The 15,826-nt window shown below is 47.1% G+C and carries 12 protein-coding genes and 3 pseudogenes; 4 read left to right on the top strand and 11 right to left on the bottom strand.

Annotation, left to right across the window (positions count from 1 at the left end; all coding sequences use genetic code 11):
* Window positions 1-5 precede the first annotated feature (5 nt).
* From A0V43_RS01875 to A0V43_RS01840, 8 genes are all read right to left on the bottom strand, one after another.
* Window positions 6-344, bottom strand: a complete 339-nt coding sequence (locus A0V43_RS01875; protein WP_063192241.1) for a HepT-like ribonuclease domain-containing protein — start codon at window positions 342-344, stop codon at window positions 6-8.
* Entirely contained in the window at window positions 328-633 is a 306-nt protein-coding gene (locus tag A0V43_RS01870; protein WP_442899705.1) for a nucleotidyltransferase family protein, read from the bottom strand. Before A0V43_RS01870 ends, A0V43_RS01875 begins: the two co-directional genes overlap by 17 nt.
* Window positions 634-785: 152 nt before the next feature.
* The gene (gene copZ / locus A0V43_RS01865) at window positions 786-989 is read right to left on the bottom strand and encodes a copper chaperone CopZ (protein ID WP_011230404.1); all 204 of its coding nucleotides are present in this window, start codon (window positions 987-989) and stop codon (window positions 786-788) included.
* A gap of 21 nt (window positions 990-1,010) precedes the next feature.
* Window positions 1,011-3,407: a heavy metal translocating P-type ATPase gene (locus A0V43_RS01860; protein ID WP_063192240.1), complete on the bottom strand. Its 2,397-nt coding sequence runs from the start codon at window positions 3,405-3,407 to the stop codon at window positions 1,011-1,013.
* Window positions 3,408-3,423: 16 nt separating this feature from the next.
* Complete coding sequence (locus A0V43_RS01855) at window positions 3,424-3,735, bottom strand: metal-sensing transcriptional repressor (protein WP_013523213.1); 312 nt, start codon at window positions 3,733-3,735, stop codon at window positions 3,424-3,426.
* A 148-nt stretch (window positions 3,736-3,883) separates the two neighbouring features.
* Entirely contained in the window at window positions 3,884-4,435 is a 552-nt protein-coding gene (locus tag A0V43_RS01850) for an NADPH-dependent FMN reductase (RefSeq protein ID WP_063192239.1), read from the bottom strand.
* Between the two features lie 112 nt (window positions 4,436-4,547).
* Window positions 4,548-5,981: a glycoside hydrolase family 1 protein gene (locus tag A0V43_RS01845; protein WP_063192238.1), complete on the bottom strand. Its 1,434-nt coding sequence runs from the start codon at window positions 5,979-5,981 to the stop codon at window positions 4,548-4,550.
* Between the two features lie 114 nt (window positions 5,982-6,095).
* Window positions 6,096-6,866 carry a DUF4405 domain-containing protein gene (locus tag A0V43_RS01840; RefSeq protein WP_063193778.1) on the bottom strand — a complete coding sequence of 257 codons (771 nt, stop codon included), beginning with the start codon at window positions 6,864-6,866 and terminating at the stop codon, window positions 6,096-6,098.
* 377 nt (window positions 6,867-7,243) lie between these two features.
* On the opposite strand from A0V43_RS01840, the gene A0V43_RS01835 reads away from it, so the two are divergent.
* Window positions 7,244-8,158 (top strand): LysR family transcriptional regulator, encoded by a 915-nt coding sequence (locus A0V43_RS01835; RefSeq protein ID WP_063192237.1) that lies wholly within the window; start codon window positions 7,244-7,246, stop codon window positions 8,156-8,158.
* A 47-nt stretch (window positions 8,159-8,205) separates the two neighbouring features.
* On the opposite strand, the gene A0V43_RS01830 is transcribed toward A0V43_RS01835, so the two are convergent.
* Entirely contained in the window at window positions 8,206-9,228 is a 1,023-nt protein-coding gene (locus tag A0V43_RS01830) for a YeiH family protein (protein WP_063193777.1), read from the bottom strand.
* Between the two features lie 480 nt (window positions 9,229-9,708).
* On the opposite strand from A0V43_RS01830, the gene A0V43_RS01825 reads away from it, so the two are divergent.
* Both A0V43_RS01825 and A0V43_RS01820 read left to right on the top strand, forming a co-directional pair.
* Complete coding sequence (locus tag A0V43_RS01825) at window positions 9,709-10,188, top strand: gp58-like family protein (RefSeq protein ID WP_063192236.1); 480 nt, start codon at window positions 9,709-9,711, stop codon at window positions 10,186-10,188.
* A gap of 202 nt (window positions 10,189-10,390) precedes the next feature.
* Complete coding sequence (locus tag A0V43_RS01820) at window positions 10,391-11,023, top strand: nitroreductase family protein (RefSeq protein WP_128577956.1); 633 nt, start codon at window positions 10,391-10,393, stop codon at window positions 11,021-11,023.
* 109 nt (window positions 11,024-11,132) lie between these two features.
* Here the strand turns inward: A0V43_RS01820 and A0V43_RS19950 are convergent.
* Window positions 11,133-12,788 (bottom strand): annotated as a pseudogene (locus A0V43_RS19950) (IS1634 family transposase).
* A gap of 190 nt (window positions 12,789-12,978) precedes the next feature.
* Here A0V43_RS19950 and A0V43_RS20125 point away from each other — a divergent pair.
* Window positions 12,979-13,231 (top strand): annotated as a pseudogene (locus A0V43_RS20125) (GlsB/YeaQ/YmgE family stress response membrane protein).
* 86 nt (window positions 13,232-13,317) lie between these two features.
* Here A0V43_RS20125 and A0V43_RS20840 read toward each other — a convergent pair.
* Window positions 13,318-15,762 (bottom strand): annotated as a pseudogene (locus tag A0V43_RS20840) (glycosyl hydrolase 53 family protein).
* Window positions 15,763-15,826 lie beyond the last annotated feature (64 nt).

Here is a 15,826-nt window from a genome sequence, read left to right as displayed (position 1 = left end):
GAAGTCTAACTTTCATTTAGCAATCGTTCAACTTGCTGTTTTAATACAGGAATCTTATTTCGAACGACATCCCACACAATTCGATAATTAATGGAGAAATAACTGTGGATCAGCATATCCCTCATGCCAGCCATCTTTCTCCATTCAATATATGGGGATGCTTGCCTGATTTCGTCTGGAATGTTTTTCACTGCTTCTCCAATCACTAATATGTTTTTAATGACTGCGTCTGATACTAAATCATTATCTAAAAAGTCATCATAAGAAAGCCCTTGGGTGTACTTCTCAATTTTCTCTGCAGCAGCCAAAATATCTTGCAAAAAGACGCTAGGATCCCTCTGCATACTTAACACTCCTTAAAATAATCGGCTTTAATTCTGGTTTGATATCATCTACAATCACTAAATCCACTGGTTTTTGAAAATGATCTTCCAAACTCAGTTTCAACTCCATATAATGATCAAACGTCAACGCATTATCCATAAATTCTACCAACACATCAATGTCACTCGATTCCCTTTGTTCCCCCCGACTGTACGAGCCAAATAACCCGATTCGCTTCACACCATACTTTTTCTTCCATAAATCTAAACATTTCGACATTTCATTAAGGATGTCTTGCTGCGATAGCAAATAAATCCCCCCTTTTTTCCGCGCCTGTTATTTTCATTATAACATCTCGCTTTCTCGATATTCTTCAAGAAGAGAAAAAACTTTCCCCAGCCGAGAACTCGTTTAGGCGATAAAAAAGTGCCCCGTCATCACTTCGGGGCACCTTCCGTATGTTATTTCACATCATATCCTTGCTCTTCAATCGCTTCTTTCAGTTTTTCTACGCTGACCTTTGTTTCATCATACTCCACATCGACAGTTCCTTCTTGCAAATGCACTTCTACACGGCTGACGCCATCCAACGCTTGAAGGGCATTGGTCACCGCCGCTTTGCAATGTCCGCATGTCATTCCTTGTACTTGTAATGTAATCGTCATCATCCATTCCTCCTTAAATGTTTATAGTTTCACCCGTTTCAAACGAAGCGCGTTGGTCACAACGGATACAGAGCTAAATGCCATCGCTGCCCCCGCGATCCATGGTTCCAATAATCCGAAAGCGGCGACCGGAATGCCAATCGTATTATAAAACAACGCCCAGAACAGATTTTGCCGAATGTTTTTCATCGTTTGGCGGCTCAACTCAATGGCTTTCGGGATATGGCGTAAATCGCCGCCGACCAAGGTCACGTCCGCGGTCTCGATGGCGACATCCACTCCCGTGCCAATCGCCATCCCAATATCCGCTTTCGCAAGAGCTGGAGCGTCATTAATTCCATCACCGACCATCGCCACTCGTTTCCCTTGCTTTTGCAATTCCTCGACGATGTTCGCTTTGTCTTCCGGAAGCACCTCGGCGTACACATGCTCAATGCCGACTTCATTGGCGATCGCTTCCGCTGTCCGTTGATTGTCCCCTGTTGCCATATAGACATCGATGCCCATTTGTTTTAATGTTTGAATGGCTTCTTTGGAGCTTTCTTTTACCGTATCCGCGACAGCAATGATGCCGGCAAGCTGTCCATCGATGGCAACGAGCATCACTGTTTTCCCTTGTTTTTCAAGCTCTACCATTTTATCTTCATGCACAGAAATCGCTACAGAGCATTCCTTCATCAATTTTCGCGTCCCAATAAGGATGCTTTTTCCGTCAATGACAGCTTCAATTCCGTGGCCGGTAATGGCGGAGAAGTGCTCCAATGGCTTCATCGAAATCGCTTGTTTCTTCCCGTATTCAACAATCGCATGAGCCAGCGGATGCTCCGAAGCGCTCTCGGCGGAAACCGCATAATCGAGCATATCCTCGCGGAAGGCCAGCACATCGGTGACTTCCGGTTTTCCTTTTGTCACGGTTCCTGTTTTATCGAGTAATACGGCATTGATTTGATGCGTTCTCTCTAGGTACTCACCTCCTTTAAAGAGAATTCCCTGTTCTGCCCCTTTGCCGGTGCCGACCATAATCGATGTCGGTGTGGCCAAACCGAGCGCACAAGGGCACGCGATGACAAGAACGGCGATGGCCGCCTCAAGCGCTTTCGCCAAATCACCCGGCCCAGCAAAGAAGTACCAGATCATAAATGCAACAACCGCAATTCCGACAACAATCGGTACGAAAATACCGGAAATGGTATCCGCCATCCGCTGAATCGGAGCTTTCGAACCTTGCGCCTCTTCGACGATTTTAATGATATTGGCAAGTGCTGTATCTTTTCCTACTTTTTCTGCTCGAATGGTCAGCACCCCATTTGTATTAATGGTCGCTCCGATCACATAGTCGCCTTCCTTCTTATCAACCGGAATCGATTCACCGGTAATCATCGATTCGTCTACGGAAGAGGCGCCGGAGATGACTGTACCGTCCACCGGGATTTTTTCTCCTGGCTTGACAAGGATCGTATCGCCGATCACCACTTCCTCGAGCGGAACTTTTCTTTCTTCCCCATTACGGATGACAGTAGCTTCCTTTGCCTGCAGGCTGACTAGCTTCGAGATCGCTTCGGTTGTTCGCCCTTTCGCAAGAGCCTCAACGTATTTGCCGACAAGCACAAGCGTAATCAAGACGGCGCTTGTTTCAAAATACAGTCTCGGCATATAGTCAGGATTCCCAAGTGTCCGAAAAGCTTCGTACAAGCTGTAAACGTACGCGGCCGATGTTCCAAGCGCCACTAGGACATCCATGTTCGCGCTCTTGTTTCGCAACGCCCGGTACGCCCCGACATAGAAAGGACCGCCGATGTAGAACTGAACAGGTGTAGCGAAAAGAAGCTGAAACCACGGATTCATCAAGAGCTGCGGCATCGGCAAGCCAATAGCAAACGGCATATGAGCCAGCATCGTATAAAGCAGCGGCAACGATAAGAGGATCGAAATGGCGAGTCGCCGCTGCTTCTGTTTCAACTGCTCTTCTTTCCGGCCAGCATCGTCTTGTTCTTCGTTTCGAATTTGCCCCTTATACCCAAGCTTTTTGATTTTCTCTAAAATGTCTTCGACAGATGCAACACCCTCCTTGTATTCAACCACCGCGCTGTTTGTCGCCAAGTTGACAGCAGCGCTTGTCACACCTTCCATCCGATTTAACCCTTTTTCAATCCGCGTCGCACAGGCCGCACATGTCATTCCTTCAATATCAAGCGTCACTTTTTCCGTCGCAACGCCATACCCCAAATTCTCAATTTTCGTTTCGATATCGGCGATCGTTTGTTTTGATGGATCGTATTGAATCGTTGCTTTTTCCATGGCCAAATTGACATAGGCTTTGACGCCATCCATCTTATTTAATACTTTCTCAATCCGATTGGCGCACGCGGCGCATGTCATGCCGGTCACCTTCAGCGTCACGGTTTTCGGCTCTCCCATTTCCCGTTTCCCCCCCTTACTTCGAAAATTGTTTCATCACATCCATCAATTCGCGAATCGATTCGTCTCCGCTCCCTTCACGGATCGCTTTCGCCACGCAATGGCTCACGTGGCGTTCAAGCAGCTGCAGCCCGACTTGGTTCAACGCCGCTCTGATCGCGGAAATTTGCACTAAAATATCGATGCAATACCGATTGTCCTCCACCATTTTTTGCACACCGCGCACTTGCCCTTCAATGCGCTTCAAGCGCTTGATGATGCGCTCGATTTCCTGTTCCGTCCGTGGAACCATTTTTTTATCCACATGATGATCTTCATAATGGTTCATCAAACATCACCTCTTTTCATTACATTATACCGGTAATGGGTATAAAACACAACAGAAGCTCCTTAATACAAATCATGCTCACCATCATCAAGCCAATTGTTCAGCTGACTCGGACTCATTGCCTACCGAAAGAAAAAGCGAACGGCGCTCACCGTCCGCTTTGAGCAATCCATTGAACAAACCGTCCGATCACCTGATCCAACAATTGGATCGTTGCTGCGTCCGTCAATTGCCCCGATTCATCGAACTTTTGGTTCACAAAATTAATCAATACCTCGTTCCCGGCCGGCGGCAACACTTTCGCCGTTAGCCCCGGGCTTTGCAAGATTTGACGCAAATGAAGCTGGGCACGGATCGTTCCCATCATCCCTGTCGATACTCCGACAATCATCACGGGTTTATTGACCAACACTTTGTCCACACGCGACAGCCAGTCTAACGCATTTTTCAACACGCCGGGAACGGACCAGTTGTACTCCGGCGTCACGATCAAAACGCCGTCTGCATCCGCCACTTGCCGCTTGAACACCGCCACGACATCCGGTGGATCGAGCTCATCGTCTTGATTGTAATGCGGCAGAGCGCCGATATCGGCCATGTCCAATTGGAATTTGTCTTTGTACCGCTCCTTGATCCACTCTGCCAGTTTCCGGTTATACGATTCGTTCCGCAAGCTGCCGACAAGGGCAACGATGTTCATTGTTTGTCCCTCCTTCAAATCGGGTTGATGATCGACTTCATCCATAGCGTATCCATTTATTCCCTTGCCACTCGCTCCGTTGCATTTTCCAAGGAACAATGCACCGTCTCCATTACAATTGTTCCCCGTTCGTCGCGATGACGTTTTGATACCAATCAAACGACTTTTTCTTTCTCCGCTCGAGCGTGCCGCTGCCGTCATCGTGTTTATCGACGTAAATCAACCCGTACCGTTTTGAAAACTCGCCGGTGGAGGCGCTCACGAGGTCAATGCAGCCCCATACGAGATAGCCAATCAATTCGACGCCATCGGCGATCGCTTCACGCGCTGCTTCAATATGACGGCGCAAATAGTCAATGCGGTAATCGTCGTGAATCGAGCCGTCTTCTTCCACTTTGTCATGCGCCCCAAGCCCGTTTTCCACAATAAAAAGCGGTACGCGATACCGATCGTACAACCGGTTTAAAATGATGCGCAGCCCTATAGGGTCGATCTCCCAGCCCCAATCGCTCGCTTTAAGGAACGGATTTTTCACCCCATCAAATACGCTGCCGGGGATGAGCTCATCATCCATCTTGTCTTTTTTCTGAGTGACGGACATATAGTAGCTTAAACCAATATAGTCGACCGTATGCTTCTTGATCAGTTCCAAATCCCCGTCGCGAATATCGAGTTTCACCCCGCGCTCGTCGAACACGCGTTTCATAAAGGATGGATACTCGCCGCGCACTTGAACGTCGGCGCAAAAGAAATTCAACAGCCGCTCCTCTTCAAGTGCATGCATGACGTTTTCTGGATTGCAGTCGTACGGGTACACGGGGGCGGCGAGAATCATGCAGCCGATTTTTGCGTCCGGAATGATCTCGCGGCACGCCTTCACCGCCAGGCTGCTGGCGACAAATTGATGATGGAACGCTTGAAACAACTCTTGATATTTCGTCTCTTCGCTTTCCGGCACAAATCCCATGCTCATAAGCGGAAAATGGAGCGCACCGTTTATTTCGTTAAACGTCAGCCAATATTTCACTTTATCTTTATAACGCTGGAAAATCACCTTGGCGTAACGTTCAAACAACGTTACCAGTTCGCGGCTCCGCCAGCCACCGTATTCTTTGGCCAAATGGAGCGGCATTTCATAATGGGAAATCGTCACCACCGGCTCAATCCCGTATTTATGTAACTCATCGAACACCCGATCATAGAAGGCAAGCCCTTCTTCATTTGGCTCAAGCTCGGTGCCGTTCGGGAAGATGCGCGTCCAGGCGATCGATAGGCGGAACGCTTTAAATCCCATCTCAGCAAACAGGGCTATATCCTCTTTATACCGGTGGTAAAAGTCGATCGCTTCATGGTTCGGGTATGTGTATTTCTCCTTATCAATGGCAAACTGCAACCCTTTTTCCCTAAGCAGTTGTTGCCTCATCTTTCCTCCCGGAAGCACATCGGCAATGCTTACCCCTTTGTTTCCTTCGCCAAATCCTCCTTCGATCTGGTTGGCCGCCGTCGCTCCTCCCCATAAAAAGCCTTCTGGAAACTTTTTATTCATCGGTTTATTCCTCCTTCTCTATAGGCACATAATAAACAAGAAGAGCACCTCCCCAGTGCTCCCCCTCCTCATTAGTTTACCAAAAATAACTTTGCTAGCCTAACAATAGCAAGTTTACACACTCGCATCCTTTGCACGTTTATTTTTCAACATTCGTTTTTCAAGATAGTAAGTAGGGATGATGATCGCGGCCCAAATGACAAAGTAGGTAAATAGGGCGAGTAGCGGGTTGTTGCTTCCCCGTTCTTTACGGAATTTTCCGTCCCGTATCTCTCCGTCCGGCGGCGTTGGCATTGTTCCAGCCGTTTTTTCATCAAATGATGGGGCGTTTTGTTCAGTAAATTTCGGTTTGAAATCCCCTTCGCTGGGCTTGACGTTTAATGAAATCCAATACATTCCACCGGCTAAGACAGCAAGCGACAGCACAGCAGAGGCAATAACGCCCTTTCTCCATTTTCCTTCTTTCGATTTAAACGCCTTTTTACAAGTACTCATAATCCATTGCCAATGTACGCCAATATGAAGACCTACTAATGCGAGCGTCATATTGGCGGAAAGGTCGTGAATCCCGCGAACAAAGTGGTTGCCTTCGATGGAAAAATTCGGAAAAACGACTCGCGAAATCAAAATTCCGGATACAATGACCGTTGTCATCGAAATAAGCAACAAGATGTTTAATAAAAAACTGAACCGTGTTTTTCGCGGGAGTTCTAGAGCAAAAATTTTTTTCGTCGTGTTGATCACCCAGCGATAATTCAACCCGATATGAATAAGAATAGCTACTGCTATTACTAAACCGGCCATTTCATGAAACGGCAACCCGTTGAACACCCTTGGATTCATTAACAACACAAACGTAATCGCCATGGACAAGTCGAGCACCATTTTCACATAATTCTTTCTCAATCTGCTTCCCCCCTACATCGAAATGACCTGCTGCATCATGTCAAGAATGTGATCGATTTATTACTTTACTGGAGGAAGATGAAATTTAGGTGAAATACGAAAAACCTGAATCTGTGACGAATTCATTTGGATCACGACTTGATAGCCCTCTCCGTATAACTTGTCTGCCTTTCAGTTGTAGTCGGTGGAACGTCTCGTTGCGGGAGAACAGGGGATTTTCATACCCGGGCGAATGGAAAAAGCTGCCCATGGATCTTTTCCTTGAATCACCGAAAAACAAGAGATGAATGGATTGGCGTTAACCGAAACCCATGATAAACTAAGCGTATATTCAAACAAAGTTTGGAGGGACAACCTTGGATCAGTTGTTGCATGTATTCGTCAAAGTCGTGGAAAAGGGCAACTTTACAAAAGCAGCTGAAGAACTGCATATGACACAGCCTGCTGTCAGCCAGCATATCCAAACGCTAGAGCGATTATTCAATACGAAACTTCTGGACAGGACAAACAAGTACGTCAAATTGAATAAAGCCGGTGAAATTGTGTATCACTATGCGAAAGAAATACTCGGACTGTATACACGCATGAATCAACTGCTGGATGATTTCATGAATCGAGCCAGCGGGGAGCTGTCTATTGGGGCCAGCTACACGTATGGCGAGTATGTTCTTCCACAGATGATCGCAAAATTGCATCAACACTATCCACTAATCAAACCAACGATCACCATCGGGAACTCGAATGAAATTGTCGAAATGGTAAGCAGCCATCAACTGGATGTAGGGATCATCGAAATGGATATCGAACCAAAAAATGTATATATTGAACCATTTGCCAAAGATCAAATGGTTGTCGTTGCTTCTGTTCATCACCCGTATGCTCAAAAAAAGGCAGTGCAGATGGAAGACCTCCGCACCGCCACATGGATTATTCGGGAGCCAGGCTCGGGAACAAGGAAAGCAACGGACGAATTTTTTCATAAACACCGCTTCACTCCGTCCTCCATTATGGAATTTGGCAGTACACAGCTTATTAAAGAAGCGGTAGAGGCGGGTTTGGGGTTGACCTTCCTCTCTCTCTGGACGATCAAAAAAGAACTTTCATTTGGCACGTTAACAATCATTCCGATCGATGATGAACCATTTTTTCGCCACTTTTCTCTCGTGACACCAAAAACGCCATTTTCTACAAAAGCCATGGAGGTGTTTTTAACCATTGTACGTACTCACCAACCTTCCATCATCCATTCACCACACTCCCCATCTCCCTAATAAAAAGACGCCCGGCAGCATTTGCGGGCCGTCTTTTTCCTTGAACGTTAAGCGATAAAAAAAGAGAAAAAAGACAAAAAAAGAGACACCATGCACATGGCAAGAAGAGGACGCCATCCGTTTGTCCGCCATTTTCGCAAATCCACATTCAATCCAAGGCCGACCATTGCCGCCGTCAAAAGAAATGAAGTGAAGGAAGAGATGTAGCGTAAGACGTTTTGAGAAACAGGAATGGCGTTTCCAAGCACATAACTGCCAAGCAAACTCATCATGATAAATCCAAGCAAAAACCAAGGAAATTCTACTTTTGTGTCTCCCTCCTCCTGTCCATCGTCTTTTTTTCTTCTCCAATAAATGAGAACAAAACTGAGCGGCACAAGCCAAAGTACTCTTCCCAACTTTGCCAGCAACGCCATAGCTAATGCATCCTGCCCAGCTGGAGCGCCCGCTAACGCGACGTGGGCAATTTCATGCAAGCTCATCCCACTCCAAATGCCGTAATGGAAAGATGAAATGGGCAAAACAGGACGAATCAGTGTATACGCGATCGAGAACACCGTGCCGACAAGTGCAATCATTCCAACTGAGATGGCCGTTTCCTCGTCGTTCGATTTTAAAATGGGAGAAACGGCGGCAATCGCGGCCGCCCCGCATACCCCTGTTCCAATGCCCAGCAATAAGGATAAAGAAGGACTTGCTTTCAACATGTTTCCAACCCAAATCGTCATGAAAATGGCAAACACAATGACCGCCGCATCGCGAATGACAAGCCCCCATCCTTGATGAATCAAAACATTCACATTCAGCTTTAGACCAAATAATATGATGGCCAATCGCAACAAATATTTCGAAACAAACTGGATGCCTGGTCGCAGCGCTTCTGGATAGCCAAACAGCTGCCGATACACCACAGCAAGCAAAATGGCGCAAGCGAGCGGACCGACACGATCGAATCCCGGCAGGAAGGCCAATGACATTCCAACAGCGGCCGTCAAAAACGTAAAGGCCACTCCCCCCAACCAAAAACGTTTCCCTTGTTCATGGGCAGTCCAATATGGCCAATCAGCCATCTTTCGCTTCTGCACTCTAATCCCCCCTATTAGTATCACATAACTGTTTTTATCATATGTCCCTTCTTTCAATAAGTAAAATAAAAGTTTATTATTTTTATAATAAGTAATTACTTATCATAAATCCCTAAGAGGCTGGTGAAATACGACCGATTTCGCTGAACCCATTGTTTTCGGTCGAAAGAGAAGAGTTGATTTTACAGGACTTCTCAATTTGAGAAGAGATTCCGTTTCCCACGATTTTTCACTAAATCACCCGCCTTCTAAAAGTGGTAAACGAGAAACAAATACTTTGATTAACGAAGAGGCAGATCCACCCGTTCCCCAAAACGCCACTATATTGACATGAACTTTCTCACCCACGACGCCGCAGCTCAAACCAACGATCAATCAAATGAAAACGGAGAAAACGCTTGTTCAAAAAGCCGTTTTCTTTCCCTGGTTCACATTGTATAATCAAAAAAGAGGAGGTGAACAAGCATGGAACGCGACACGGTGGTGAAAGAAGTGGTCGAGGCGCTGAAAATATTTTCCCGCGACATCCGCGCCCAAATTGACGAAATGGGAAGCCAGCTGAGAGCCGAAATCCAAGACACCGCCAACCAGTTGAGAGCCGAAATCCAAGAAACGGCCAACCAGTTGAGAGCGGAAATGCAAGAAACAGCCAACCAGTTGAGAGCGGAAATGCAAGAAACAGCCAACCAGTTGAGAGCGGAAATGCAAGAAACAGCCAACCAGTTGAGAGCGGAAATGCAAGAAACAGCCAACCAGTTGAGAGCGGAGATGCAGCAATTTCGTGCCGAGGTGAACGAGCGGTTCGACCGACTCGAACAAAAATTCGCTGGCTTGCGCGTGGAGCTGACCGAAACGCAAGAAACCGTCCATTTCCTCGCGTCCAAAACCATCCAGCATGAGAAGAAACTCCACCATCTTGCCAAGCAACTTGAATCCATTCGCTAGTTTTCCTTCATCCGAAAACCGCGCTTGACTGCAAGTCAAACGCGGTTTTCATGTTAATGTAGAACCTCTTTCAGAGAACACTGTTTTTCCTCACCGCACAACAGCGCTGTTTCGACCAAATACATGGAATTTGAACAGAAAATCATGTATAATGATTGTGATGATGATAATTATTATCAATAAAAAGGGGAGGACATCTTCCATGAATCCATCGTTTCCCGAAACAGCACAATACGCAGGCATTGCGAAAACGATTCGTGAGCGGCGCTCCATCAAAAAAGGATACAAACCCGATCCCGTTCCCGTTGAGCTCATCACCGAACTGCTGAATGAGGCCGTTTGGGCGCCCAACCACGGCCTTCGCGAACCGTGGCGATTTCTATTTGTCCCCGCAACGCAGAAAGAACATTTTATCGAGACCGTTGCATCAGCATTTTCTGGAGAAGAACAAGAAAAAACCCGCCGCCGCCTCGAACAAGCCAAGGCCTTTCTTATCGTCATCATGAGAGAAGATCCGCGCCAAAAACAATGGGAAGAAAACTTCGCGGCCGTGAGCGCACTCATCCAAAACTTCCAACTGCTCGCTTGGGAACGTCAGCTTGGGGTTGTGTGGAAAACCAATCCGCACATTTATGATCCAAAAGTGCGGGAACGGCTCGGCGTCCAACCGGGGGAAAAAATTGTCGGCTTTTTGCATCTCGGCTTCTTTGATCCCGATCAAATCCCCCCTGCCCGGCCGCGCACGAGGGCGGAAGAGAAAATGACCATTTATGGGACAATTCTCCAAAAGCAGAATAGCCCCCTCTTACATAACACCTCACATTTCGCACCCTAACAAGGTCAAAACGAAGGATTTTTTATTTAGTTTTTCAGAATAACTTTTTGGCCAACACAACGAGCGATGGCAATCCTTTTTTTACCATCGCTGGTCGTTCCGTATCACGTTACACGTAGATGCTCTCATCCATGCCCAATCCCTGCAGAATCCTTCGCTGGTCCGGGTTGAGGGGCGATCGAGTGCGCGTTGGATGCGCCCGTCTGGCAGCTCCAGCAGGATGACGTTCACATATTGAAACAGCTGAAAAATCGCCTGTCCCGTTGGCCGTGTCAACTTGCGGCCTCCCGCACCCTTTAACGGACGTTCGGGTGTGATGAACTGGCGCACCCGGCGCTGAAAAACGCGGTAAATCGCTAGGGCCAACAGAAACAAATAGCCCAATACGGCGACCCGTTCCGGTTTTTTGACGTAAATCTCATCGGTGAAAAACGGATCTTTCAAAAACGCGAAGTTCATTTCCACCGAGATTTGCCCTTTATACAGCTTTAGGATCTCTTGGGCATCCATGGGTTGGCCCTTCCATTCCTTCGGAACGGTCGTGACGAGGACAAACCGGGACGCTTTCCGTCTTGCCTGTTCCCATGCCGGTTGGTCGAATTCGACGTTTAGGCGAAGGGTGTACAGCGTCTCCGTCTCGGGCTCCGCCCCTTTTTTCGGCCGTCCGCGCCGTTTTTTCGGACGCACGATCTCTTCGACCGCGGCCTCCACTCGATGAAACCGAGGGCGAAGGGACGCCTTGAGGGACGTCAAGGCTTGTTCGGCGTCTTCGCGGCAGGAGAAGGGTGGCGCTCCCAACGGACTTGTTCCTCACAAAGAAGCTCCGCTTCTTTGGTTCGTTCTTTTTCGAGCGTCTTTCCTTTGCGCTGGTCGAGGGCGCTCGATTCGACGACGATCAGCCGAACCGAGTGGCCTTCATAGGTCGAGGCCGTTTCCCATACCCGATACGTAGCGCCGTTTCTCTCCGCTAGGGTAAAGGGTTTGCTCCACGGGATGTGAGGCGAATCGGCCTCCGCGAGCGCCTGTTTCACGATCCGGAGCGATGAAGGGCCTCTGGTGATCAAAAAGGCACGGGCGGCTTTGGTCTGCGCCAAGGTGTCTTTTGTCATCGCGGCGGAATCGGCCACGTAAATCCACTCATCGTCGATCTTGGCTTGTTTGAACTGTTCGTGGATCCGCGACAGCACCTCAGGATTCCACGCCTTATCCGATCGATTGCCGTCGTGCACATCGCCGTAAAACGGGATGCCGTCCTCGTTGCCGACCAGTCCAAAGCCGATCTGTTTTTGCCAACGATGATGGCGGTTGTAGCCATGTGTGATCTGCAGAGCCTCCAACGAGGCCGATTCATAGGCTCCGTAAACCGTCTTGTCCGTCGTATCGGCATGAAAGACTCGGAGGGAAAGGCCTTCTTTGCGATAAATATGAATCAAGCAAGTGCTGATGACCTTGTGAATATCGGCCTCATACAAGCGATCGAGATGACGAGCCAAGGCATCGTCGTTCAACCAGGAAGGTTGGAGACCGGGACGGATGAGTTTCTCTAAATCGATCTCCTGAGCCCATCGTTCTAAGTGAACCAGGGCTTGCCGGCCGTCAAATAGATTGTAAAGGATGGCCTGAACGGCATCGCTGACTCGTGTTTGGCACTGTGGATCGACGGGTACAAGATGGTCAATCAAGCGGGGATGTCCAGCTTTTTGACTAGAACACTTATTATATTCAAATAATCATTACGATAGACCCCTTTGACTTTCACATTCATGAGAGAAAAACTCCTTTACATTCCTTGTGTGTCAAGGATTCATTCGACATCGGAACAAAAAATCCTCCCGATTTTCGTCGGGAGGGTGCGAAATGTGAGTAACACCTTTATATGTGCATAAATATCAATCCTTTTGACATACAATATCAATACGGAAGGAATCTTCATCATTCTTTAAGGGGAATCATCCATGTCCTTTTTATGGAGCTTAATTGTTGGGGCATCATCGGTTGGCTGGGAGGGCTTCTTACAGGTCGAGACATTCCAGGAGGAATCATTGGCAACATTATTGCTGGGTTTATCGGCGCTTGGCTTGGAACGAAGCTGTTAGGCAATTGGGGCCGACCATCGGCGGATTTGACATCATCCCCGCGCTGATCGGTTCCGTTATCCTCATTTTGCTTGCAAGCTTTGTCATTCGCATGTTGCACAAGGCGAAGTAAATCGCTTATACTTTCGATCATTTAGGCAAGGATATGATTGACTCAACTGCAAAACCGGGCTGCTTCCGCCCGGTTTTACAAGTTCGTCATTTATTTCGATATAATTGAAAATCATCCAGCGTTCCCCAAGCGCCGCCGTTTGCCTTGATGCTCACTCCGATCGTCACAGTTCCATCACCAATATAAATATCATGAATCTCAGGATGACTCCAATTCAACCAACCATTCACCGCGGCAGCTGCCCGATACTCTTTACCTCCTGTTTTCGCATACAAGTATATTTCTGCATCGGAGGCATCTCCTCCTTGCAAAAACATCGATAAATCATAATATCCCGGCTCCAATCCCGTGATCGTCTGTTCTACTTGGAAATCAACAGCCTCACTCGAATAGAAGTGAAGGGAATAGTTTCCCGATTTCGCATCCGCAGCTTTCTCCAAATAATCCGTATGTGGAGAGGTGCCGTTTCGATAAATGATGGTCCACATCGTTCTATCTTGATCCTCGAAGCTCGGATTCACTACATAGTTTTTCGGTGTAATGTCAAGATAGGCTTTTACCGTCTCTCCACCCTCCACTATACCTTGAATCACATGTGTTCCGATGCCAATTCTCAGCGCTTGATCCAACTCGTCCTGATCCCATTTCACAGAAACAGAGCGTTGGCTCCCATCATTATAAGTAGCTGTTACCGTATCAGGCAACTCAACCGGTTCACCAACTATAGCGCGAATATATATGTCTTTGATTTCATCGATTTTCAAAGGAGCTACAGCTCCTGTGTTTACATATTTAAACACATATAATGATGGTAAAGGTCGACCATTAAAATCAAACAGCGCTTGATTATCTACAGCACTTCCCCCATGCCATATCGCCGCATCAGGATCATATTCAGCAGCAAAACTAGACGCCCAACCAGATCCATATTTTTCCCATTTTTTCTCATTTTGCTTGAGACGTTCAGGAGGGCCAACAGGAATCCATGCAGGTTCCCAGTAAAACACCCCGATCCCCCGTTTGCCTACAGCCGCCACCGCCTGAATCACATCTCGAATCGAGTTCGCTTGCCCTTGGACAGTAATCGGATAGTTCAGTATTTGTCCAGAACTCTTTGGAGTTGTATTTTCATGGCCGTCTCCATCTTTTTTCGTATATGGATACGATGTTTCTGCCACCATCACCTTTTTATGATACGTATTGGCTACATGTTTCAACACAGACGTTAAATTGGCTAAAGTACCATGCCAAAACGGGTAATAGGAGCTAGCGAACACATCGTAATCCACTTTATGTTCAGCAAGCATTTTCGCTATGGATGCATATCTGCCTGGAGTTTCGGGATTCGTAAAATGAAGCGCAACCAGTATATTCCGATTCATCTCCCTTACTGCACTGCTTCCTGCATTCATCAATTCACATATTTTCGCCCAATCCGTTTCCCCGACAAACGCTCCATTTGTTTCATTTCCGATTTGAACCATTCCGACTTGAATTTTTTCTTTCAACATTGCTTTTAAACTTTCCTTCGTGAATCGGTATAAAGCTTTCTTTTTTGCTTCAAAATTGAGATTTGCCCATGCTTTGGGAGGACGTTGTTTGGCAGGGTCGGCCCAAAAATCGGAATAGTGGAAGTCCACTAGCACCCTCATCCCATTGGCCGTAGCTCGCTTTCCAATCTCAATGGCTTTTTCCAAATCGTTATTCCCGCCTCCATACCCATGCCCTTTCGCATCATAAGGATCGTTCCATACGCGCACCCGTACATAATTGATCCCGGCTTCTTTTAGCGTTTTAAAAATATCTTGCTTCTTACCAGCCGCGTTGTAAAATTTCACTCCGCTGTTCTCAAGTGCGATAATACTCGAAACATCAACTCCTTTAACGAACCCTTTGCTTAGGCCATCTACCCTTTTTACGAAAATATCAGCCGGAACAGGCTTTGGCCCCTCTCGGCCTCCCGCACTGTTCAGCGATATCTACTGAAAATAATCCATATAGCCCCAAGCGTTCGGTTTCCCAGTAACTATTGCACCGACTTCAAAGTTCAACGCTTCTTCTTCCAGTGTGAATTCCAATTTAACCGTCTCCCAAGAATTATATCCTTTTGTAACAACAGCCTCCGCCATCTGATCGCCTGCGAACAATTGAATATGACCCGCTTCGTCTCCTGCTCCTCCCATTGATTGAACAGAAAGTTCATAACTCCCTGGCGGCAGCTGTCCGATCGTTTGCTTCAATGTAAATGTTTGATTTCCGTTCGCTATATCGCGGACCCAGTATTTAAAGGCGCTATCTCCCTCACTCGGAACGATCCATGCATCATTTGTATAAGAAAAACGCTGTAGATCAACAGAATTCCAATCCTGCGTAGTGACTGTCCATGACCCATCATCCCAAAAATCCGATTCAAATCCCCCGTTAATTAAATAATTATACGAATCAGCCGCTGCTTTATGAATATGATTGGACGAAAACGGCATGATCATCACCATCATGGCGACTAGTATGAAAAAAAATCGTTTCCTCATCCTCTCCCCCGCCTCCATGAATATTTTTAGAACATAGCACACACTTGATTGGCTACCTTATGAA

Source organism: Geobacillus sp. JS12 (assembly GCF_001592395.1).
In the GTDB taxonomy this organism is placed as follows: Bacteria; Bacillota; Bacilli; order Bacillales; family Anoxybacillaceae; genus Geobacillus; species Geobacillus zalihae.
Note: the sequence above shows the minus strand (reverse complement) of the source record. Positions and strands in the feature narration are given on the sequence as shown.

Excerpts from the sequence above, each read along its gene's own strand:
- A0V43_RS01875 (WP_063192241.1), bottom strand. The coding sequence starts at position 344 with ATGCAGAGGGATCCTAGCGTCTTTTTGCAAGATATTTTGGCTGCTGCA.
- copZ (WP_011230404.1), bottom strand. The coding sequence starts at position 989 with ATGACGATTACATTACAAGTACAAGGAATGACATGCGGACATTGCAAA.
- A0V43_RS01860 (WP_063192240.1), bottom strand. The coding sequence starts at position 3,407 with ATGGGAGAGCCGAAAACCGTGACGCTGAAGGTGACCGGCATGACATGC.
- A0V43_RS01855 (WP_013523213.1), bottom strand. The coding sequence starts at position 3,735 with ATGAACCATTATGAAGATCATCATGTGGATAAAAAAATGGTTCCACGG.
- A0V43_RS01850 (WP_063192239.1), bottom strand. The coding sequence starts at position 4,435 with ATGAACATCGTTGCCCTTGTCGGCAGCTTGCGGAACGAATCGTATAAC.
- A0V43_RS01845 (WP_063192238.1), bottom strand. The coding sequence starts at position 5,981 with ATGAATAAAAAGTTTCCAGAAGGCTTTTTATGGGGAGGAGCGACGGCG.
- A0V43_RS01840 (WP_063193778.1), bottom strand. The coding sequence starts at position 6,866 with ATGGTGCTCGACTTGTCCATGGCGATTACGTTTGTGTTGTTAATGAAT.
- A0V43_RS01830 (WP_063193777.1), bottom strand. The coding sequence starts at position 9,228 with ATGGCTGATTGGCCATATTGGACTGCCCATGAACAAGGGAAACGTTTT.
- A0V43_RS01825 (WP_063192236.1), top strand. The coding sequence starts at position 9,709 with ATGGAACGCGACACGGTGGTGAAAGAAGTGGTCGAGGCGCTGAAAATA.
- A0V43_RS01820 (WP_128577956.1), top strand. The coding sequence starts at position 10,391 with ATGAATCCATCGTTTCCCGAAACAGCACAATACGCAGGCATTGCGAAA.